The 20,559-nt window shown below is 69.7% G+C and carries 17 protein-coding genes; 10 read left to right on the top strand and 7 right to left on the bottom strand.

What is annotated here, in order from left to right; all coding sequences use genetic code 11:
* Nucleotide 1: 1 nt before the first annotated feature.
* A complete protein-coding gene (locus F3H57_RS06910) occupies nt 2-589 on the bottom strand; it encodes a response regulator (protein WP_149755156.1) in 588 nt (195 codons plus the stop codon).
* 184 nt (nt 590-773) lie between these two features.
* Nucleotides 774-1,058 carry a hypothetical protein gene (locus tag F3H57_RS06905; RefSeq protein WP_149755155.1) on the bottom strand — a complete coding sequence of 95 codons (285 nt, stop codon included), beginning with the start codon at nt 1,056-1,058 and terminating at the stop codon, nt 774-776.
* 229 nt (nt 1,059-1,287) lie between these two features.
* Here F3H57_RS06905 and F3H57_RS06900 point away from each other — a divergent pair, with 229 nt between their 5' ends.
* Nucleotides 1,288-2,532: an MFS transporter gene (locus F3H57_RS06900; protein ID WP_149755154.1), complete on the top strand. Its 1,245-nt coding sequence runs from the start codon at nt 1,288-1,290 to the stop codon at nt 2,530-2,532.
* 9 nt (nt 2,533-2,541) lie between these two features.
* On the opposite strand, the gene ligD is transcribed toward F3H57_RS06900, so the two are convergent.
* The 3 genes from ligD to F3H57_RS06885 all read right to left on the bottom strand — a co-directional run bounded on the left by ligD (nt 2,542) and on the right by F3H57_RS06885 (nt 6,670).
* A complete protein-coding gene (gene ligD, locus F3H57_RS06895) occupies nt 2,542-4,983 on the bottom strand; it encodes a DNA ligase D (protein ID WP_149755153.1) in 2,442 nt (813 codons plus the stop codon).
* Nucleotides 4,983-5,885 carry a non-homologous end joining protein Ku gene (gene ku / locus F3H57_RS06890; protein WP_149755152.1) on the bottom strand — a complete coding sequence of 301 codons (903 nt, stop codon included), beginning with the start codon at nt 5,883-5,885 and terminating at the stop codon, nt 4,983-4,985. Before ku ends, ligD begins: the two co-directional genes overlap by 1 nt.
* Before the next feature lie 98 nt (nt 5,886-5,983).
* Entirely contained in the window at nt 5,984-6,670 is a 687-nt protein-coding gene (locus tag F3H57_RS06885) for a GntR family transcriptional regulator (protein ID WP_149755151.1), read from the bottom strand.
* A 102-nt stretch (nt 6,671-6,772) separates the two neighbouring features.
* Here F3H57_RS06885 and uxaC point away from each other — a divergent pair, with 102 nt between their 5' ends.
* The gene (uxaC, locus tag F3H57_RS06880) at nt 6,773-8,179 is read left to right on the top strand and encodes a glucuronate isomerase (RefSeq protein ID WP_149755150.1); all 1,407 of its coding nucleotides are present in this window, start codon (nt 6,773-6,775) and stop codon (nt 8,177-8,179) included.
* Nucleotides 8,180-8,215: 36 nt separating this feature from the next.
* Entirely contained in the window at nt 8,216-9,634 is a 1,419-nt protein-coding gene (locus F3H57_RS06875; RefSeq protein WP_149755149.1) for a mannitol dehydrogenase family protein, read from the top strand.
* Between the two features lie 13 nt (nt 9,635-9,647).
* Here F3H57_RS06875 and F3H57_RS06870 read toward each other — a convergent pair whose 3' ends face one another.
* Entirely contained in the window at nt 9,648-10,673 is a 1,026-nt protein-coding gene (locus tag F3H57_RS06870) for a LacI family DNA-binding transcriptional regulator (protein ID WP_149755148.1), read from the bottom strand.
* Nucleotides 10,674-10,807: 134 nt separating this feature from the next.
* On the opposite strand from F3H57_RS06870, the gene F3H57_RS06865 reads away from it, so the two are divergent.
* From F3H57_RS06865 to F3H57_RS06835, 7 genes are read left to right on the top strand one after another with little or no spacing between them, the layout of a single operon-like run.
* The gene (locus tag F3H57_RS06865) at nt 10,808-11,866 is read left to right on the top strand and encodes a sugar phosphate isomerase/epimerase family protein (RefSeq protein WP_149755147.1); all 1,059 of its coding nucleotides are present in this window, start codon (nt 10,808-10,810) and stop codon (nt 11,864-11,866) included.
* Nucleotides 11,867-11,868: 2 nt separating this feature from the next.
* Nucleotides 11,869-12,999, top strand: coding sequence for a Gfo/Idh/MocA family protein (locus F3H57_RS06860; RefSeq protein WP_149755146.1), 1,131 nt, complete (start codon nt 11,869-11,871; stop codon nt 12,997-12,999).
* The gene (locus tag F3H57_RS06855) at nt 12,996-13,844 is read left to right on the top strand and encodes a sugar phosphate isomerase/epimerase family protein (RefSeq protein ID WP_149755145.1); all 849 of its coding nucleotides are present in this window, start codon (nt 12,996-12,998) and stop codon (nt 13,842-13,844) included. Before F3H57_RS06860 ends, F3H57_RS06855 begins: the two co-directional genes overlap by 4 nt.
* On the top strand, nt 13,841-15,352 hold the full coding sequence (locus F3H57_RS06850; protein WP_149755144.1) for a sugar ABC transporter ATP-binding protein: 1,512 nt from the start codon (nt 13,841-13,843) through the stop codon (nt 15,350-15,352). The genes F3H57_RS06855 and F3H57_RS06850 overlap by 4 nt, the downstream gene beginning before the upstream one ends.
* On the top strand, nt 15,349-16,335 hold the full coding sequence (locus F3H57_RS06845; RefSeq protein WP_149755143.1) for an ABC transporter permease: 987 nt from the start codon (nt 15,349-15,351) through the stop codon (nt 16,333-16,335). Before F3H57_RS06850 ends, F3H57_RS06845 begins: the two co-directional genes overlap by 4 nt.
* Nucleotides 16,332-17,315: an ABC transporter permease gene (locus tag F3H57_RS06840; protein ID WP_149755142.1), complete on the top strand. Its 984-nt coding sequence runs from the start codon at nt 16,332-16,334 to the stop codon at nt 17,313-17,315. The genes F3H57_RS06845 and F3H57_RS06840 overlap by 4 nt, the downstream gene beginning before the upstream one ends.
* 41 nt (nt 17,316-17,356) lie before the next feature.
* A complete protein-coding gene (locus F3H57_RS06835) occupies nt 17,357-18,475 on the top strand; it encodes a substrate-binding domain-containing protein (RefSeq protein WP_149755141.1) in 1,119 nt (372 codons plus the stop codon).
* A 558-nt stretch (nt 18,476-19,033) separates the two neighbouring features.
* On the opposite strand, the gene F3H57_RS06830 is transcribed toward F3H57_RS06835, so the two are convergent.
* Nucleotides 19,034-20,548: a UxaA family hydrolase gene (locus F3H57_RS06830; protein WP_149755140.1), complete on the bottom strand. Its 1,515-nt coding sequence runs from the start codon at nt 20,546-20,548 to the stop codon at nt 19,034-19,036.
* Nucleotides 20,549-20,559: the final 11 nt, after the last annotated feature.

Here is a 20,559-nt window from a genome sequence, read left to right as displayed (position 1 = left end):
GTCAGTGCATCAGCCGCGTGCCGTCGCGGACCAGAACGGTCTCGCATTTACGGTAGAGCCAGTCCATGCGCGACTGCGCCCCGTCCGGCAGTTCGCCCTCGCGCACGGCCCGGATCGCTTCCAGCAACGTGCGTTCCACAAGCCGGTCGGCGCTGGCCGGATCGGACAGCAGCAGCCGCGACCAGGCGCGCAGGAGCGGCAGGCATTGCTCGACGCTGTCCGCAGCCGACTCGTCCGGCGCCCGGAGCCGGTCGACCGCGCGGCCCAGATCCTGCACCGAGACCGGCTTGGAGAAGATCTCGGCGTGCCGCAGGGCGTTCGGCACGGGAACGTCGTGGCGGCGACCGGTATAGAATACGAAGGGCACGTCCCGCCGGGCCAGGGCTTCGGCCACCGGAAACACGGCGTCGCCGGATATGTCGAGATCGAGGATCGCCGCATCGGCGGAGTGGATGTGCCCCATCGCGTCGCCTAGGGTCAGGGCAGGTCCGAGCACATCGGCACCGGTGGTGCGAAAGAAATTCCCGATCTCCTGCGCCTGCAGGAAGTCGTCTTCGACGACCAGTATCTTTCGTCCGTGCATGTCCATCGCAGCCTCCTTGGGGACCGTCTCTGCCGCTTCGTGAGGCGCTTTCGTTATTCATTCAAAACGCCGCACCTGTCTGAAGGTTCCGAAGCGTTTTGGCCGCGAAGGCCACGCGGGCCGATGCCGAGCCCAGGGGATGGTCAAGCGGATGGCGCCACCCGGCGCCGGAATGACGGTCGCCCGACCGTCACGATCCGCCGCCGCCGCGCCGCGGCGGCTCCGGCGTGGTGGTGCCCCGCAGCTTTTCCTGTTCGTTCGAAAGAATCCTGCGGATCTCGGCCGAAAGCTCCTCGGCCCGGCCGACATCACCGACGGACTCGGCGCGGTCGAGCTCCGTCAGCACGGATTTGAGAAACTGGTACCGGTCGCCGGCCGAGTACCCCTGTTCGGCCATGAGTTCCTGCAGTTCTTCCGGGCCGACCAGATTGCCTTCCGGCGTTCTGAGTTGGGACAAGTCGGGTCTGGGGGCCATGATGCCTCCTTTTCCGTATCTGCGCCCCGGCGGGCCGGGGCTGTTGGCAGGCAGGACGCGGCAGAATGCCGGCCCGAACTATGCCGTTACGGGGTCAACGCCCTGCGCGCGCTAATGTTCGCACCGCGGACCCGCGGCCCGGCCCCGTCGGCGAGGATCGGCCACCGCGCCGCGGGAACGCGCCGCGCGCCCGGATCATTCGTCGACGGATCAAGAGGCACCACAGGACATGACACGCACACTGATCACACTCTCCGCCCTTCTCGCCGGGTACTTCATGCTGCAGATGAGCAACGGGCTTCAGGGCTCGCTCCTGGCCGTGCGCGCCGATCTCGAAGGGTTCGGCGCGACGGTGGCCGGGCTGGTGATGTCGGGCTTTTTCGTCGGCATGGGCATCGGCTCGCTCCTGGCCGGCCGCATGATCGAGCGGGTCGGCCACGTGCGCACCTTCGCCGCGCTCGCCTCCGTCGCCTCGGCGGCGGCGCTGGTGCACCTGGTGGTGATCCAGCCGGTAGTCTGGATCGCAGTGCGCGCGATCACCGGCTTCTGCTTCGCGGGGCTGCTGGTGGTGGTCGAATCCTGGTTGAACGCCTCGGTCGCGAGCCGGGAACGCGGGCGCCTCCTGTCGATCTACGCGATGGTCGGCATGGCCGCCGGCGCGGTCGGGCAACTGTTGCTCGACGCCGCCGATCCGGCGGGCTTCATGCTCTTCGTGCTGGTCTCCATCGGGCTGTCGCTGGCGCTGGTGCCGAGCACGCTGAGCCGGGCCACCGCGCCGGTGCCCGATGTCGCGCAGGAACGCCCCTCCGTCGGCCAGCTCTGGCAGATCTCGCCGTTCGGCGCGGTGGCGATGGCGATGGCAGGCGCCACCATAGGCACGTTCTTCGGCCTCGCCCCGGTCTTCGCCCAGCGCATCGGCTTCACACCGTCGGACATCGCCTATCTGATGGCGGCGGCGACGCTGGGCGGCATGGCGCTGCAATTCCCGGTGGGCGCCCTGTCGGACCGGCTCGACCGGCGCTGGGTGTGCATCGGCCTCGCGCTGACCGCCGCGGCGACGATGGCGCTGCTGGGCCTCTCGACCGCGCCCGCCTTCGGGCCGGGGCTGGCCATCGCGGCGCTGATGGGCGGTGTGCTGCTGCCCACGACCTCGGTCGTAGTGGCGCATATCAACGACCGCGCCCCACCCGAGGCGCTGCTGGCCGCGTCCGGCGGCATCGTGCTGATGCAGGGGATCGGCGCTGCCCTGGGGCCGTTCCTCGGCGGGGCCGCGATGGACACCATCGGCCCGCGCGGCTTCCTGCTGACGCTCAGCGCCGTGCAGGCGGTCATCGTGGTCTTCGCGCTGGTCCGCATCGTGCTCAACCACAATATCGAGCCCGACCGGAAGACCCCCTATGCGCCGGTGCCCATGACCCAGGTCGAAGGCGAGCTGCACATGCCCGAGCACGAGGACGCGCCCGCCCCGGCCTGACCGCGGCGGCTACCGGCGCTGCCACGCCTCCAGCCGGTCCACCACGTCCGACGTGAGACGCTGCAGATCGCCGGCCATCGCGAGGTAGGAACAGGGGTCCTCCAGCCGCTCGCGGACCGCGCCCATGTCGAAACCGTTCGGCGCCTCGAGGCCATTCAGCTCGTCCCAGGTGACCGGCACCGCGACCGGACCGCCGGGGCGGGCGCGCACCGAATAGGGCGCCACAGCCGTCGCGCCGCGCTCGTTCCGCAGCCAGTCGATGAAGATCCGGCCCTTGCGCTTCGCCTTCGACATGGTCGCGGTGAAGCGCTTCGGCTCCGCCTCCGCCATCACGTGCGCGAGCGTCTTGGCGAAGGTCTTCGCCACGTCCCAGTCGTGGCTGCGGTGCAGCGGCAGCCAGACATGCACGCCCTTGCCGCCGGTCACCAGCGCCCCTGAAGCCAGCCCGAGATCGGCTAGCCTGTCCCTGAGGTCGAACGCCGCCGAGCGCACGTCGCCCCAGCCCAGCCCCTCGTCGGGATCGAGGTCGAAGACGAGCCGGTCGGGCCGCTCCAGCCGGTCGGTGCGGCTGCCCCAGATGTGGAACTCGATCGTGCCCATCTGCGCGGCGGCGACGAACGCCTCGGGCCGCGTGGCATAGATGTAGGTGCCGCGCTTGCCCCCCGATTCCTCGATCTCGATCTCTTCCAGCGCGTCCGGAAAGCCCTTGCCGGCATGCTTCTGGAAGAAGGTCTCGCCCTCGATCCCCGTGGGCGCCCGCAACAGCGACAGCGGCCGGTGGCCCGCGATCTCGGTCAGCCGCTCGCCTGCCCGTTCGTAATGCCGTGCAACGTCGAGCTTGGTGCAGCCCGAGGCCGGGAAGACCTCCCGGTCGGGGCTGGAAATGGAGATACCGGCCACCTTGCCCTCGCTCTCCGTATCGGCGGGGGTCTCCGCGCCCACCTCTTTCGCCTCCTTGTCGGTGCGGGTGCCCTGGTAGGCGCCGTGGCGGATATGGCCGTCCTCGGTCAGTTCGGTGAACTCGACCTCGATCACCGTGTCCGGCGTGACCCAGACCGCATTGCAGGCGATCTCCTTCGGCACCTCCTCGAAAGGCGAGGTCTTGCGCGAGCGAAAGCCCTCCGACAACGCCGCGAGATCGTCCTGCGAATACCCGGTGCCGACGCGCCCGCGATAGATCAGATCGCCGTCCTGGTATTCCCCCACCAGCAGCGAGGCGAAGGGCCGGTCCTTGTCCGACCGGGTGAAGCCGCCGACGACGAATTCCTGCCGATTCACGCATTTCACCTTGCGCCAAGTCTTCGTGCGTGTGCCGCGATAGGGTGCGTCCGCCTTCTTCGAGACGATCCCCTCCGCCCCGGCCTTGCAGGCGGCGGCGAAGATCTCCGGCCCCTGCCCGCGCACCTGATCGGTGATCCGCAAGGGGCCGTCGTCCGGCACGCCGCGAAACAGCTCCTCGAGCCGCGCGCGGCGATCCTCCTGCGCCGCGCCGGTCAGGTCCTCGCCGTCGACCTCCAGCAGATCGAAGCAGAAGAACACCAGATCCCCGCCGTTCGACAGCGCCCGCTGCAGCGACGAGAACGCCGAGCCGCGGATCTTCGCCGCCATCACCTCCCCGTCGAGGAGCGCGCTGTCGCAGGGCAAGGGATCGAAGGCGCCCGCGAGCGCCGCAAACTTCTCGGTCCAGTCCTTGCCGCTGCGGGTCCAGAGCGTCACCCCGCCCTTGCCGATCGCGGCGAGCGCGCGGTAGCCGTCGAACTTGGTCTCGTGCAGCCAGCCGTCGCCCTCGGGCGCCTCCTCGACCAGCGTGGCGAGCTGGGGGCTGCGGAATTTCGGGGCCTTGCGGCTGCGCTTGGGCACGTCGTCTTTCATGCGTTTCGCCTTTGCCTTCTGCGCGATCTCCTCGAAGTCGCGGCCGGTGACGACGGAGGTCTCGTACCCCTCGGTCAGCGCGTCCGCGTCGCCTTGGGCGTAATCGTCCTTCTCCTTGATCAGGAGCCATGCGCCCTCCCCGCCCTTCTTGAAGCGCACGAGCGCCCAACCGCCGCGCATCCGTTCCCCGGCGATGTCCATCTTGAGGTTGCCGTCTTCCAGCATCTCGCCGACATCGCCACGCGGGGCCCAGGTGCCGCGATCCCACAGCATCACCGTGCCGCCGCCGTATTCCTTCTTCGGGATCGTCCCTTCGAAATCGCCGTAGTCGAGCGGATGGTCCTCCGTCCGCTGCGCCAGCCGCTTGTCGCCGGTGCGCGGCGACGGCCCCTTGGGGATGGCCCAGGACAGCAGCACCCCGTCGTGTTCGAGTCGCAGATCGTAATGCAGCGAAGAGGCGTCGTGCTTCTGGATCGAGAACCAGCGCCCTTCCGTCTTCTGCGGCCCGGCCCGGCCGCGCGGCTCGCTCGTCCGGGTGAAGTCGCGCTTGGCGTTGTAGTCCTTCAGCCGGTCGGCCATCACGACGCCTTCTTCTTCGACCGCGACCCGCCGGAGGAAGATTTCGACTTGGAGCTGCCCGAGGATTTGCGACCCGACGACTTGCGGCCGCCCTTGCCGCCGGACTTGCCCTCTGACGCATCGACGCTCTTGCGCAGCGCGCTCATCAGGTCGACGACGTTGTCGCCGTCGTCCCCGCCGTCGTCGTCCCCGGTATCGACGCGGGAGGTCGACTTGTCCTTGCGCTTGGCCTCGATCATCTCCTTCAGAGCCTTGTGGTAGCTGTCGGAAAAGGCGGAGGCGTCGAACGGCTTCGTCTTGCGGCCGATCAGCTCGCGCGCGAGGTCGAGCAGTTCCTCGTCGGCCTCCTCGTCGGCGATCTCGCTGAACAGCGGATCGGCGCTGCGGATCTCTTCCTCGTAGCGCAGCGTCTCCAGCAGCAGCCCGTCGCCGCAGGGCCTGATCGCGGCGAGGTGCTCCTTGCCGCGCAGCGTGATCTGGCAGAGCGCCGTCTTGCCCTCGCCCCGCAGCGCGTCGCGCACCACGCGGTAGGCATCCTCGGCCAGCTCGTCCTGCGGGACGATGTAGTACGGGCGCTCGAAGTAGATCGGCGGGATCTCCCCGCTCTCGACGAACTGGACAAGCTCCAGCGTCTTGGAGGTCTCCACCTTCAGCGCGTCGATCTCCTCGGGGTCGATCAGGATGTAGTCGCCGTCCTCGGTCTCGTAGCCCTTCACGATATCGTCGCTGTCGACCGGGCCGACGCCCTTCACGGTCTTCTCGTAGCGCACGCGCTTGCCGGAGGGTTCGTGGATCTGCCGGAACGACACGCGCGGGCCGGAGGTGGTGGCCGGATAGACCTCCACCGGGATGGAGACGAGCGAGAGGCGCAATTGCCCCTTCCAGACGGCGCGTGGGGCCATGACGAAATCCCTAAGTTGCCATACCCGAGAACGCCGCAGCGGGGATTATGTTTCCGGCGGGGCCCCGTCGGCTGACGGCTCTGGCCCGGCCGGAGGTCTCAGGGCCCCTCGAAACACTCCGGGTGGGCGCGCCGGATCTGCGGCAGGACCCGCAACAGGTCACTGACATGGGCGCGCAGGCAGGCCTCCGCCGCGTCCGCGTCGCGCGCGGCGATCGCGTCGCGCAGCCTGCGGTGGTCGGCCAGCACCTCCGCCCGCCGCCCCGGCGACAGCGTGAGAAAGCGCACCCGGTCGGTCTGCGCCTTCTGGCTGCGGATCAGCGCCCAGACATGGGCGTGCCCGGCGATACGGCAGAGCGCTTCGTGAAACGCCTCGTCGAGCGGGTGGAACGCCGCCGGGTCGGTCGCCGCCGCCTGCGCGGCGAGCGCTTCGTCCAGCTCTTCTAGGTCCGCGGCGCTGCGCCGCACGCAGGCCATGCGCACGCAATCGGCCTCGAGCGCGGCGCGCACGAAGACCGCGTCGCGCAGCCCCTGCTCGGAGATCCGCGTCACCCGCGTCGCCCGCTGCGGACGGATCGCTACCAGTCCCAGCCGCGACAGCCGGAAAAGCGCATCGCGCACCGGCTGGCGCGAGACCTCGAAACGCCGCGCCACCTCCACCTCCGACAGCTTGGCGTCCGGCGGCAGATCCAGCGTCAGGATCGCATCGTAGAGCGCCGAGAACACCGTCTCGGTGGTGGTGGCGAGCGCGGCGGTGCCCGCCGGTTGGATCTCCTCGCGCCTCATGCGATTACCCGGCCATGCCGCGCGGCGGCAGGCTCCCTTTGACAGCACATTCGATCTAACATACTAGAATGGAGCGCATTGGAAAACGGGGGAAAGACCGACATGCCGTTGACAGATCCGGACCGCCTGTTCCCGACCGAACCGCGGCTGCGCGACCTGGCCCGCGCGCTCTACGAGCCGGTGGCGGACCTGCCGATCATCTCGCCGCACGGCCATTGCGACCCGCGCTGGTTCGCCGAGAACGCCCGTTTCCCGAACCCCGCGGAACTGTTCGTCGTTCCCGACCACTACGTCTTCCGCATGCTGATCAGCCAGGGCGTGCCGCCCACCGATCTCGGCATCCCGCGCGCCGACGGCGGCGCGACCGAGACCGATCCGCGCAAGATCTGGCGGCGCTTCGCCGCGCATTATCATCTTTTCCGGGGCACGCCCTCGGCGATGTGGCTTGACCATTCCTTCGAACACGTCTTCGGCCTCGACGAGGTGCTGTCGGCGGACACCGCCGACGCCTATTACGACCATATCGACGCCAAGCTGGCCGAGGACGCCTTCCGCCCCCGCGCCCTCTTCGACCGCTTCGGGATCGAGGCGCTGGCGACCACCGAAAGCGCGCTCGACGACCTGCGGTGGCACAAGATGATCCGCGACAGCGACTGGCCGGGCCGCGTCATCACCACCTACCGCCCCGACGCCGTCGTCGACCCCGAATTCGAGGGCTTCGCGGAGAACCTCGACCGCCTGGGCGAGCTGACCGGCGAGGATTGCACGACGTGGGAGGGCTACCTCAACGCCCACCGCGCGCGCCGGGCGATATTCAAGGAGATGGGGGCGACCGCCTCCGACCACGGCCACCCCACCGCGCGCACAGAGGACCTCGCGCCGGCGGACGCCAAGGCGCTCTTTGCCACGGTGCGCCGCGGGCGCTGCACCGCCGAAGAGGCCGACGCGTTCCGCGGCCAGATGCTGACAGAGATGGCGCGGATGAGCCTCGAGGACGGGCTGACGCTGCAGATCCACGCCGGCTCGCACCGCAACCATTCGGCCCAAATGTTCGCCCGGCACGGCCGCGACAAGGGCTTCGACATCCCCCGCCGCACCGACTGGGTCGGCGGGCTGAAACCGCTCCTCAGCGCTGTCGGCCTTGAGCCCGGGCTGACGATCATCCCGTTCACGCTGGACGAAAGCACCTACGGGCGCGAACTTGCGCCGCTGGCCGGGGCCTACCCGGCGCTACGCCTCGGCCCGCCCTGGTGGTTCTTCGACAGCTTCGAGGGCATCCGCCGCTTCCGCGAGGCGACCACCGAGACCGCCGGCTTCTACAACACCGCGGGCTTCAACGACGACACGCGCGCGTTCTGCTCCATCCCGGCGCGGCACGACGTCGCCCGGCGGTCGGACTGCGCCTACCTTGCGCAACTCGTCGCCACGGGCCGCCTGCGCGAGGCCGACGCGCACGAAGTGGCGCACGACCTGACCTACCGGCTGGCGAAAGACGCCTACAAGCTCTGAGCGCCGCCCACCCCCCCGTACGAAGAAAGCGACGACATGACCGACCGCCTGACCCGCTCCGCCCCCGCGCCGAAACCCGGCATCGTGCATTTCGGCCCCGGCGCCTTCTTCCGCGCCTTCAACGCGGTCTACACGCACGAGGCGGTCGCGGAGAAAGGCGGCGACTGGGGCATTGTCGCGGTGAGCCTGCGCAGCCCCGGCCCGCGCGATCAGCTCGCCCCGCAGGGCTGCGCCTTCACGGCGGTGGAGCTTGGCCCGGACGGCCGGCGCTACGCGCAGATCGGCGCCATCGCGGAGGCGCTGGTCGCCCCCGAAGACCCCGAGGCGGTGCTTGCGGCGATGACCGATCCGGCGATCCGCATCGTGTCGCTCACGATCACGGAGAAAGGGTACTGCCACAACCCCGCGACCGGACGGCTCAGCACCGACAACGCCGACATCGCGCACGATCTCGCGACGCCGGACGCGCCCCGCTCCGCGCCCGGCTTCATCGTGGAGGCGCTGGCGCGCCGCCGCGCGGCGGGCCATGCGCCCTTCACCGTGCTCAGCTGCGACAACCTGCCCTCCAATGGCCGGCTGGCGCGCGGCATCGTGATCGACTTCGCCCGCGCCCGCGACGCCGATCTCGCCGACTGGATCGCGGCGGAGGTGACCTTCCCGGCGACCATGGTCGACCGCATCACCCCCGCCACGACCGAGGATGACGTCGCCGCGCTGGAAGAGGCGCAAGGGTATCGCGACGAGGCGATGGTGGTGCATGAGCCGTTCCGCCAATGGGTGATCGAGGACGATTTCGTCGACGGCCGCCCGGCCTGGGACGCGGTCGGCGCGCAGATGGTCGAGGACGTGGAGGCGCACGAGCTGATGAAGCTGCGCTGTCTGAATGGCACCCATTCCACGCTTGCCTATCTCGGCTACCTCGCCGGGTTCGAGACCATCGCGGAGACCACCGCCAACCCCGATTTCGCCGCACTTTGCGCCAAGCTCTGGGCCGAGGAGATCGTCCCGACGCTGCCGCAGCCCGAGGGCGAGGACCTCTCGGCCTACACCGCCGCGCTGCTTGAGCGCTACCAGAACCCCGGCATCCGGCACCGCACCTGGCAGATCGCCATGGACGGCAGCCAGAAGCTGCCCCAGCGCATCCTCGGCACCGTGACGGATCAGCTCGACCGGGGGAACGTGCCGCACGGGCTCTGCCTCGCCGTGGCGGCCTGGATCCGCTACGTCGGCGGCACCGACGAGGGCGGGCAGCCCATCGACGTGCGCGACCCGCTGGCCGACGATCTGCGCGCGGCGGCGACCTCGGACGATCCGGTGGGCGCGGTGCTGGCCATCGACGCGGTCTTCTCCGAGCGTCTTGCGAAAGACGAGAGCTTCCGCGCCGCGGTCAGCGACGCGCATGACCGCCTGACCGGCGACGGCGCCGCGCGCACGGTCGCCGCCTTCATCGCCTGAGGGTACAGCGGCCCTAACCTTCCGCCGCCGCTTCGCTGCGCGCGGCGGCGGGGCACGCGGGCAGCGTCGTTCCCCGCACCACCAGTTCGGGCGCGATGGGCGCGCCCGTCGCACCGGCCGCCGCGCCTTGGCCTTCCAGCATCGCCACGATCATCCGCGCGGCCTGGCGCCCCATCTCCTCGCGCGGCTGGCGGATCGTGGTCAGCGCGGGCAGGAAATGATCGGCGAAGTCGATGTCGTCGAAGCCGATCACGCTGACGTCGCGCGGCACCGACACCCCCAGCCGCCCGCATTCGGAGATGAAGCCCAGCGCGCATTCGTCAGAGGCGCAGAACACCCCCGTGGGCCGCTCGGCCAGGCCCGCCCAGCGGCGCGCGGCCTCCGCCCCCGCGGCGAGCGTGAAGTCGCCGTCAAAGACCTCCGCCGACACAGCCCGCGCCGCGGCCGCCTCCAGAAATCCCGCGCGCCGCGTCTCGGCCAGAACGTTCTCCGCCGGCCCGCTGACATGCAAAAGCGCGCGGTGCCCCAGATCCGCCAGGTGGTCGACCGCCAGCCGCGCCGCTGCCGGGTTGTCGAACACGAGGCGGGGCGCGTCGTAGGACTCGTTCCATTCGCTGAGCTGCACCAGCGGCAGATTCCAGCCGTTCACCACTTCGGGGTCGATATTGCCGTCGAGCAGAACGATCCCGTCCGCCCGCCCGTCGTAGCCCAGCGAGACAAGCTTGTCGCGTCCGATCCGGCTGTCGGAGATCTGCACCGTCAGGCCCACGGCGCCCGCCTCCTCCTGGATGGCGGCGAAGATCCGGCTGAAGAAGGTGTTCGACAGGTTGGGCGCAAGGATCAGGATCGACCGCGCCCGCCGCTGCCGCAGATCCCGCGCGGCGGAGTTGATGCGGTAGCCGGTGGTGCGCACCGCCTCCATCACCTTCTTGCGGGTCGCGGGACCGACCGTCTCGGGCGCGGACAGCGCGCGGCTGACCGTGGCGGTGGACACCCCCGCCAGCGACGCGACGTCGACGATCCGCACTCTTTCCGCCATCGGCCCTCCGCCGGAACTGCATTCGATTAATCGATTACATTTTCCATTGCCAAATGACCATCGCTTTGATGTAATCGATTTCAACACACCACCGGGAGGACGCCGCGCCCACGCACGCGGCGGCGGGAGGACACATGCAGACGATCAAGGGGCCGGCCCTGTTCCTGGCGCAGTTCGCGTCGGACGAAGCGCCGTTCAACGACTGGAGCGCGATCACCCGCTGGGCGGCCGAATGCGGCTACAAGGGTGTGCAAGTGCCGAGCTGGGACAAGCGGCTCTTCGACCTCGCCAAGGCCGCCGAGTCCCGCGACTACTGCGATGACTTCAAGGGACGCGCCGCCGAGAACGGCATCGAGGTGACGGAGCTGTCGGCGCATCTGCAGGGTCAGCTCGTCGCGGTACATCCGGCCTACGACATCGCCTTCGACGGCTTCGCCGACCCGTCCGTCCACCGCGACCCCAAGGCCCGGCAGGCCTGGGCGGTCGATCAGGTGAAGATGGCGCTCAGCGCGTCGCGCAACCTCGGCCTGACGGCGCTCGGCGCCTTCTCCGGCTCCCTCGCCTGGCCCTATGTCTACCCCTGGCCGCAGCGCCCCGCCGGCCTGATCGAGGCGGCGTTCGACGAGCTCGCCGCGCGCTGGCGCCCGCTTCTGGATCACGCCGAGGAGTGCGGCGTCGATATCTGCTACGAGATCCACCCGGGCGAGGATCTCCACGACGGCATCAGCTACGAGATGTTCCTCGAGCGCGTCGACGATCACGCCCGCGCCCGGATGCTGTACGATCCGTCCCATTACGTGCTGCAATGCCTCGACTACGTCGCGCATCTGGACACCTATGCCGACCGGATCGGCATGTTCCACGTCAAGGACGCGGAGTTCACGCCGACCGCGAAACAGGGCGTCTACGGCGGCTTCCAGTCCTGGGCGAACCGCGCCGGCCGCTTCCGCTCCCCCGGCGACGGGCAGGTCGATTTCGGGGCGATCTTCTCCAAGCTGACGTCACAGGGCTTCGGCGGCTGGGCCGTGGTCGAATGGGAATGCGCCCTCAAGCACCCCGAGGACGGCGCGCGCGAGGGCGCGGCCTTCGTGCGCGACCACATCATCCGCGTGACCGAACGCGCCTTCGACGATTTCGCGGATGGCGGCGCGGACGACGCCGCCAACCGCCGGATGTTGGGACTGGAGGGCTGAGAATGGCAGAGACACCGATCCGGCTCGGCATGGTCGGCGGCGGCGCCGACGCGTTCATCGGCGCCGTCCACCGCATCGCCTCGCGCCTCGACGGGCATTACACGCTCCTTGCCGGCGCGCTCAGTTCCACGCCGGAAAAGGCCCGTGCCAGCGCCGAGGCGCTTGGCCTGCCCCGCAGCTACGACAGCTTCGAGGCGATGGCCGAGGCCGAGGCGGCGCGCGACGACGGGATCGAGGCGGTGGCCATCGTCACCCCGAACCACGTCCACGCACCCGCCGCGAAGGCATTCCTGAAGCGCGGCATCCACGTGATCTGCGACAAGCCGCTGACCTCCACGGTGGACGACGCCGAGGACCTCGCGAAGACGGCCGAAGCCTCCGGCGCGCTCTTCGTGCTGACGCACAATTACACCGGCTACCCGGTGGTGCGGCAGGCGCGGCAGATGGTGGCGGACGGCGCGCTCGGCACGCTGCGGCTGGTGCAGGTGGAATACGCGCAGGACTGGATGACCGGGCCGGCCGAGGGCAAGCAGGCCGAATGGCGCGTCGATCCGGCGCGTTCGGGCGGCGGCGGGTCCATCGGCGATATCGGCACCCACGCCTACAACCTCGCCTGTTTCGTCTCGGGCCTGACGCTCGAGGCGCTGGCCGCCGACCTCCACGCCTTCGGCGCGGGCCGCACGCTCGACGACAACGCCCACGTGATGCTGCGCTGGAAGGGCGGCGCCAAGGGCATGCTCTGGTGCAGCCAGGTCGCGCCCGGCAACGAGAACGCGCTGAAGCTGCGGATCTACGGCGATCGCGGCGGCCTCGAATGGGTCCAGGAAGAGCCGAACCACCTGTGGTACACGCCCTTCGGAGAGCCCAAGCGCCTGCTCACCCGCAACGGCGCCGGCGCGACGGAGGCGAACACGTCGCTCTGCCGCGTGCCGGGCGGCCACCCCGAGGGCTACCTCGAAGCCTTCGCCAACATCTACACCGAGGCGGCGCGCGCCATCCACGCCCGCCGCCTCGGGCAAGACGTGCCGGGCGACCTCGCGTATCCGACGATTCACGACGGCCTCGACGGCATGCGCTTCATCGACGCCTGCCTGCGCTCGGCCCAGGGCGACAGCGCGTGGGTGGCGCCATGAAGCTCGGCATCAACCTTCTGTGCCTCGGCGGGCATATCGACGACAGCCACCTGCCGCAGCTCGAACGCATCGCGGCGATCGGCTACGATCATGTCGAGGTTCCGGTGATGCACGGGCATCCCGACCATTACGCCCGGCTCGGCGCGCGGCTCGCCGATCTCGGGCTTGGCCGAGCGCAGACCTCCATCGTCCCCGACCCGGACGCCAACCCGCTGTCCGACGACGACGCGGTGCGCCGGCGCGGCCTCGATCATCTTTCGTGGATCCAGGACTGCGCGGAGGCGCTGGGGTCCGAAACCATCGGCGGCCCCTTCCACGCGCCGATGGCGCATTTCACCGGCGAGGGCCCGACCGAGGCGGAAGTCGCCCGCGCCGCCGAAGCGCACCGCACGATGGCCGAACGCGCGGGCCGCAACGGCTATGTCCTCGCGCTCGAACATCTCAACCGGTTCGAGACCTATTTCCTCAACACCATGGCGCAGGCGCGGGCCTATGCCGACGCGGTCGATCACCCGGCCTTCGGCATCATGTACGACACCTTCCACGCCAATATCGAGGAGTTGTCGCAACCGGAGGCGATCCGCACCATCGGCGGCAAGATGCACGTCCTGCACGTCTCCGAGAACGACCGCGGCATCCCGGGGCGCGGGCAGATCGACTTCGCCGCCGTCTTCCGCACCGCCAAGGAGATCGGCTTCGACGGGCCGGTGGTTCTGGAGGCCTTCGGCGCGGGCGTGCCGGAACTCGCCGCCGCCACGCGGGTCTGGCGCCCGCTTTTCCCCGATTTCGAGACGCTCTTCGCCGAGTCCCACGATTTCATCCGCGCCGCGTGGGAGGCCGCATGACCGCCCCCGTCATCGAGATGCAGGGCATCACCAAGACCTTCCCCGGCGTACGCGCGCTGTCGGAAGTGAGCTTCGACGTCCGCCCCGGCGAGGTGCAGGCACTGGTGGGCGAGAACGGCGCGGGCAAGTCGACGCTGATCAAGATCCTCTCGGGCGTCTACCATGCCGATGCCGGCGAGGTCCGGATGGGCGGGGAGCCGGTGCATTTCGCGCATCCCGTGGAGTCGCTCCGCGCCGGGATCGCGGTGATCTACCAGGAGTTTTCCCTCCTGCCCGAGCGCAGCGTCGCCCAGAACCTCTTTCTCGGGCGCGAGCCGCGCGGCCGCTTCGGCCTCATCGACGAGCGGCGCATGCACGACGAGACGCGCAAGGTGCTCGACCTCTTCGCCACCGGCGGGCGGATCGACCCGGGGCGCGCGGTCGGCACACTCGATGTCGCCACCCAGCAGATGGTGGAGATCGCCAAGGCGGTGTCGCACGACGCCCGCGTGATCGTCATGGACGAGCCCACCGCCGCGCTCAACGACGCTGAGTGCGAGGAACTCTTCACCACCGTCGACCGCCTGCGCGAGCGCGGCGTCGCGATCATCTACATCACCCACCGGATGCGCGAGATCGCGCGCCTCGCCGACCGCGTCACCGTCCTCAAGGACGGCGAGGTCGCGGCGCGCTTCGACGCCGTGCCCGAGCCGGGCGAGATCGTGCACGCCATGGTCGGCCGCGACATCGCGGATTTCTACGCCCCGCCCGCGACCGAGGCCGAGATCGGCGATCCGGTCCTGACGGTCACCGGCGGCGGCAACGCGCACCTGCACGGCATCGACATGTCCGTGCGCGCCGGAGAGATCGTCGGGCTGGCCGGAATCCAGGGCGCGGGCCGCGTGGCGCTCGCCATGGCGCTGTTCGGGCAGGAGCCGTTCGAGACCGGCGAGGTCACGCTCGCCGGAGAGCGCGTGTCCTTCCGCACCCCGCGCGAGGCGATCGAGGCCGGGATCGGCCTGCTGCCCGGCGACCGCAAGAGCGAGGGGCTCGTGCTGATGCAGTCGGTGCGCGACAACGGGATGCTGACGCCCCGCGCCTTCGCGCCGCTCTGGTCGAGCCACAAGCGCACCGCGCAGGCCGACCTCGCGCGGATCGACGAACTGCTGGACCGCATGGAGATCCGCGCTGCCTCCTACGATCAGGACATCCGCGCGCTGTCGGGCGGCAACCAGCAGAAGGCCATCGTCGCGCGCTGGCTGTCGATGCGCCCCAAGCTCTTGATCTTCATCGAACCGACGCGCGGCATCGACGTGAACGCCAAGGCCGGGATCTACCACCTGATGCGCGACCTCGCGCGCGGCGGCGCGGGGATCCTGATGATCTCCTCCGACCTGCCGGAAGTCATCGGCGCCGCCGACCGCATCCTGGTGATGCAGGAAGGCCGGATCGCCGCCGAATTCCCGCACGGTCCCACCGAGCGCGACATCATGCACGCCGCCACCGGCGAGACAGAGGTCGCCGCATGAGCGCCGCCGACACGCCCGCCCCCACCCGCGCCGGGTTCCGCTTCGAACGCTGGGCGCCGCTGATCCTGCTCGCCGGGGCCTTCGCGATCTACGTGATCGTCGCGGTCGCCACGGACCAGACGCAGTACCTCACGCTCGAGAACCTCATCGCCATCCTCGCGCGGTCCATCGCGCTCGGCATCACGGCGATCGGGCAGACCTTCGTGATCCTCGTCGCCTCCATCGACCTCAGCGTGGCGAGCCTGATTTCCGCCACCGCGGTGCTGGCCTCCGTGGTCATGGACGGATCGCCGGCGATGATCCTGCCGGCGATCCTCGCCGCGCTGCTGCTCGGCGGCCTCGTCGGGCTGGCCAACGGGCTCGTGGTGAGCGGGCTCAAGGTCAACCCGCTGATCGCGACGCTCGGCATGAGCCTGATTATCCAGGGCTGCCTGTCGGCCTTCGTGTCGAACTTCGCCGGCTCCGTGCCGCCGGCCTTCCAGGTCTTCGCCTACGGCGAGATCGGCATGGTGCCGGTGGCGCTGATCTTCCTCGCCCTCCTTGCCGTCACGGCCTGGGGCGTGCTGCGCTTCACCAAGTTCGGCTCCGACATCTACGCCGTCGGCGGCAACGAGGAAGCCGCCCGCTTCGCCGGGATCAAGACCGGCCGCATCGTCGTGGCCAGCCACGTGATCTGCTCGGTCTGCGCGTCCATCGCCGGGCTCTACCTCGCCAGCCGCCTGCGTTCGGGCGCGCCGTGGATCGGGGCGGACGGGGTCTACGACCTCGAAAGCATCGCCGTCGTCGTCATCGGCGGCACCGTCCTCGCCGGCGGGCGCGGTGGCGTCTGGGGGACCATGGCGGGGATGCTGATCTTCTCGCTCATCGACTCGGTCTTCAACATCGCCGGGGTCGACAGCTTCGCCAAGCAGGTGTTGCGCGGCATCATCATCGTCGCCGCCGTCGCCTTCTACGCCATCCGGTCGAAAAGGATCGTGGCATGACGGACCAGAGCGCCGCCCCCGACCGCAAGCGCCGCCGTCTGCCGCAGATCAACCCGGTCTGGGTGCTGCTGGCGGTGCTGATCGCCGGTATCGTCTACATGAACCCCGGCTTCGCGGAGCCGACGGGCTACATGAACTTCCTCAAGCGCGCGGCGCCGCTGGCGATCCTCGCGGCGGGGCAGGTCTACGTGATCACCTCGGGCGGGTTCGACCTCTCGGTCGGCTCGCTGATCACGCTGGTGGTCGTGGGCGCGTCGATGCTCACCAACAACGATCCCTCCGCGACCTACTGGGTGATCCCGCTGATGCTGGCCATGGGCCTCGGCGTCGGCGCGGTGAACGGCGCCATCGTGTGCTTCCTGCGGGTGCCGTCGCTGATCGCCACGCTGGGCACGATGATCACGCTGAACGGGCTGGCCTTCCTGTGGTCGGGCGGCGCGCCGCGCGGCTACCTGCCCGACACGTTCCGCTTCTTCGGGCGCGAACTGATCCGCGACGTGCCGCTGGTGCGCTTCATCCCGGTCTCGGTCATCGTGCTGATCGTCGTCGTCGGCCTCTTCGCCTGGCTGATGCACCGCACCAATCTCGGCCGCATGGTCCATGCCATCGGCGACAACCCGGTCGCAGCGCGGCTCGCCGGGGTGCCGGTGAACCGGGTACGGATCTCGGCCTTCATGCTCTCGGGGCTCTCGGGCGCCATCGCGGGCATCCTTCTGGGCGGTTTCGCCGGCGTGTCGACCGATGTCGGCGCGGGCTACGAGCTGGAAGCGATCACCGCCGCAGTCCTGGGGGGCGCGCAGCTTCTCGGCGGGCGCGGCTCGGTGCCCGCGGCGCTCGGCGGGGCGCTCGCGCTCACCGCCATCTTCACGCTTCTGAACTTCCTCGGCCTGCCGCAACCCGTCCGGCAGGTGGTGCAGGGTCTGATCCTGATCGCGGCGGTCGCGCTGGCCATGCACCGAAGGAAACGCACGGGAACCTGATGGCCCGCGGGGAGCGGGCCGGACATACTGGGAGGATACCAATGAGACTGCTACTGACGGCAACCGGCGCGCTGGCCCTGAGCCTGTCGCCCGTGCACGCCCAGAACTTCGACGACCCCGAGGAATTCGCCAAGCAGCAGGAGCAGCTGCAGGCGGAGCCGAACGGCCCCGAAGGCGAGCCCTGGCTGCAATATATCGGCGACGGCATGGTCGAGACCGCCGATCTCGGCGTCGAGGCGCCGGCGACGGTCTGCTTCTCCAACGCCGGGGTGAACAACCCCTGGCGCGTGGTCGGCTTCACCAACATGACCGAGGAACTGGCCAACCACGACTCCATCGAGGACTTCGTGCATGTCGACGCGGAAGGGTCGGACGACAAGCAGATCGCGGATATCGACGACCTGCTGGCGGGCGGCGATTGCGACGTGATGATCGTGTCGCCCAACACCACCGCGGCGCTCACCCCGGCGGTGGAGCGCGCCTGCGAGGCGATGCCCGTCATCGTCTTCGACCGCGGCGTGAACACCGACTGCCCGGTCACCTTCGTTCACCCGGTCGGCGGCTACGGCTTCGGCATCCAGGGGGCGGAGTTCGTGGCCAGCGAGCTCGACGAAGGCGCCGACGTGCTGATGCTGCGGATCCTGCCCGGCGTCGACGTGCTCGAGACGCGCTACTCGGCCGGGCGGCGCATCCTCGAAGAGGCCGGCATGAACATCGTCGGCGCGGAATTCACCGACGGCGACAACGCCAAGACCAAGTCGATCGTCGAGGATTACCTGATGCGCGGCAACATCGACGCGGTGTGGATGGATGCCGGCGCCACCGCGGTCGCGGCGATCGAGGCGTTCGAGGATTCCGGCTACGAGATCCCGGTCTTCGTGGGCGAGGACCAGCAGGATTTCCTGCGCAAGTGGCAGGAGGAGGACATGACCGCCATCGCCCCCACCTACCCCACCTACCAGTGGCGCACCGCGATCATCGCCGCCGCCCGCGTGATCGAGGGCGAAGCGCTCCCCGGCCCCGAATGGGTGCTGCCGCAACCGGCGATCACGCAGGAGAACCTGTCGGACTACATCAACCCGGCGATGCCGCCGCTGCACTACGCGATGTGCGGCTGCGATGACATGGAGGGCTACCCCGAGGCCTGGGGCGGCGAGTGACCCACGCGCCGGGGCGCGCGGCCGCCCCGGCCTGAAATGAGTGACGGCCGCGCCACCCACCGGCGCGGCCGTTTCATTTCGGGAGTTCTGCCGGTCACCGAAGGTGACGGGCGCGCGCCGGACCGGGGGCTGGCGCTGCGACTTTCGAGGTCGGCGCTTTATCCCGGCCACGTTCCTCCGAAATATGAACGTCGCACGCGGGTGACATCGCGCCAGACCGTGGGGACGGTCCGGCGCGCGCCCGGCACCTTCGGTGCTGTTCGGGCGGATGGTGCCTGGCTCGGCGGTCACTAGATTACGGCTTGGACCGTTGCGCGTCGCTGCGAAGTAGCGGCGTTTGCCCCCGCTGAGCCGCCGAAGGTGAGAGGCACGCGTCGGACCGGGGGCCGGCGCCACACCGCCCGAGGCCCGCGCTTTATCCCCGCCAAGCCCCTCCGCAACATGAACGGCGCACGCGGGTGACATCGCGCCAGACCGCCGGGCCGGTCCGGCGCGCGCCCGTCACCTTTGGTGCTGTTCGAGCGGTCAGTGCTTCGCTCAACCGGGGCGGGCCGCTCCCTACATCACGGCGCCGATCTGCCATGGCACGAACTCCACCGCGCCGAAGCCGTGCGCCTCGCTCTTGGTCTGCTCGCCCGAGGCGACGCGCAGCATCAGATCGAAGATCTCGCGCCCCTTCTCCTCCAGGCTCACCCCCGACAGGATCGCGCCGCAATCGACATCCATGTCCGGCTCCATCCGGCGCCACAGATCGGGGTTGGAGGCCAGCTTGATGCAGGGCACAGGCTGGTAGCCCGACACGCTGCCGCGCCCGGTGGTGAAGGCGATGAGATTGGAACCCGACGCCGTCTGCCCGGTGACCGAACAAGGATCGTAACCGGGGCTGTCCATGAAGACGAAACCCGGCCGGTCGATCGGCTCACCGTACTTGTAGACGCCCGAGAGCGGCGCACGCCCGCCCTTCGCCACGGCCCCGAGGCTCTTCTCAAGGATCGTCGTCAGCCCGCCGCGCTTGTTGCCGGGGGACGGGTTGTTGTCCATCTCACCGAAGTTGCGGGCGGTGTAATCCTCCCACCACTCGATCAGGTCGATGAGCTTGCGGCCCGTAGGCTCGTCCACCGCGCGGCGGGTCAGGAGGTGCTCGGCGCCGTAGATCTCCGACGTCTCCGACAGGATCGACGTGCCGCCGTGGCGCACCAGAAGATCCGAGGCGACGCCGAGCGCGGGGTTCGCGGTGATCCCCGAATAGCCGTCCGATCCGCCGCATTGCATGCCCAGCACCAGGTGCGAGGCCGGCACCTCCTCGCGCACCGCCTTGTCGGCTTCGGCGGCAAGCTCCTTCAGCGCGCCAACGCCCCGCGCCACGGCGGCGGGTGTGCCGCCCTCCCCCTGGATCGTCATGTAGCGGAAGCGCGCGCTGTCCTTGATGGCGGAGCGGTCGACGAGATCGGGGATCTGCATGACCTCGCAGCCGAGACCCAGCATCAGGATCGCGCCGAAATTGGGATTGCGCGCATAGCCCGCGAGCGTGCGGAAGAGCGTGTCGTACCCCTCGCCCTCGCCCGACATGCCGCAGCCGGACCCGTGGGTGATCGGCACCACGCCGTCGACATTCGGGAAGGCGTCGAGGTCGATCTCCCGCGCCGCCGCCTCCGCGATGAAGCGCGCGACGGAGCCCGAGCAGTTCACCGAGGTCAGGATGCCGATATAGTTGCGTGTGCCCACCCGGCCCGACGGGCGGCGGAAGCCCCGGAACGTCGCCTCGCCCGGCGCGGGATCGAGCGGCACCGCAGCGGAGCCGAAGCCGTAATCCTGCCGGTGCGCGCCCATGCCGAGGTTGTGGGAATGCACATGCGCGCCGGGCGCGATGGCGGCAGTCGCGACGCCGATGGTCTGGCCGTACTTCACCACCGGCTCGCCCGCGGCGATGGCCCGGATCGCGATCTTGTGGCCGGCGGGCACGGCCTCGGCCGCGGCAACGCCCGGCGCGACCTCCGCGCCGGGGGCGAGCGCGACGAGCGCCACCATGATGTTGTCGCTCTCGTGCAAGTGAAGTGCGACGGGTCCGGTCATGTTCTCTGCCT

Source organism: Roseivivax sediminis (assembly GCF_900112685.1).
Classification (GTDB): domain Bacteria; phylum Pseudomonadota; class Alphaproteobacteria; order Rhodobacterales; family Rhodobacteraceae; genus Roseivivax; species Roseivivax sediminis.
This window is presented reverse-complemented; position numbering and strand designations above follow the sequence as displayed.

What these genes read in the sequence shown, in the direction of transcription:
- F3H57_RS06885 (WP_149755151.1), bottom strand. Translation starts at nt 6,670, where the DNA reads ATGAGGCGCGAGGAGATCCAACCGGCGGGCACCGCCGCGCTCGCCACC.
- F3H57_RS06835 (WP_149755141.1), top strand. Translation starts at nt 17,357, where the DNA reads ATGAGACTGCTACTGACGGCAACCGGCGCGCTGGCCCTGAGCCTGTCG.
- F3H57_RS06850 (WP_149755144.1), top strand. Translation starts at nt 13,841, where the DNA reads ATGACCGCCCCCGTCATCGAGATGCAGGGCATCACCAAGACCTTCCCC.
- ligD (WP_149755153.1), bottom strand. Translation starts at nt 4,983, where the DNA reads ATGGCCGACCGGCTGAAGGACTACAACGCCAAGCGCGACTTCACCCGG.
- F3H57_RS06875 (WP_149755149.1), top strand. Translation starts at nt 8,216, where the DNA reads ATGACCGACCGCCTGACCCGCTCCGCCCCCGCGCCGAAACCCGGCATC.
- F3H57_RS06830 (WP_149755140.1), bottom strand. Translation starts at nt 20,548, where the DNA reads ATGACCGGACCCGTCGCACTTCACTTGCACGAGAGCGACAACATCATG.
- F3H57_RS06855 (WP_149755145.1), top strand. Translation starts at nt 12,996, where the DNA reads ATGAAGCTCGGCATCAACCTTCTGTGCCTCGGCGGGCATATCGACGAC.
- F3H57_RS06900 (WP_149755154.1), top strand. Translation starts at nt 1,288, where the DNA reads ATGACACGCACACTGATCACACTCTCCGCCCTTCTCGCCGGGTACTTC.
- ku (WP_149755152.1), bottom strand. Translation starts at nt 5,885, where the DNA reads ATGGCCCCACGCGCCGTCTGGAAGGGGCAATTGCGCCTCTCGCTCGTC.
- uxaC (WP_149755150.1), top strand. Translation starts at nt 6,773, where the DNA reads ATGCCGTTGACAGATCCGGACCGCCTGTTCCCGACCGAACCGCGGCTG.
- F3H57_RS06910 (WP_149755156.1), bottom strand. Translation starts at nt 589, where the DNA reads ATGGACATGCACGGACGAAAGATACTGGTCGTCGAAGACGACTTCCTG.
- F3H57_RS06845 (WP_149755143.1), top strand. Translation starts at nt 15,349, where the DNA reads ATGAGCGCCGCCGACACGCCCGCCCCCACCCGCGCCGGGTTCCGCTTC.
- F3H57_RS06870 (WP_149755148.1), bottom strand. Translation starts at nt 10,673, where the DNA reads ATGGCGGAAAGAGTGCGGATCGTCGACGTCGCGTCGCTGGCGGGGGTG.
- F3H57_RS06860 (WP_149755146.1), top strand. Translation starts at nt 11,869, where the DNA reads ATGGCAGAGACACCGATCCGGCTCGGCATGGTCGGCGGCGGCGCCGAC.
- F3H57_RS06905 (WP_149755155.1), bottom strand. Translation starts at nt 1,058, where the DNA reads ATGGCCCCCAGACCCGACTTGTCCCAACTCAGAACGCCGGAAGGCAAT.
- F3H57_RS06865 (WP_149755147.1), top strand. Translation starts at nt 10,808, where the DNA reads ATGCAGACGATCAAGGGGCCGGCCCTGTTCCTGGCGCAGTTCGCGTCG.
- F3H57_RS06840 (WP_149755142.1), top strand. Translation starts at nt 16,332, where the DNA reads ATGACGGACCAGAGCGCCGCCCCCGACCGCAAGCGCCGCCGTCTGCCG.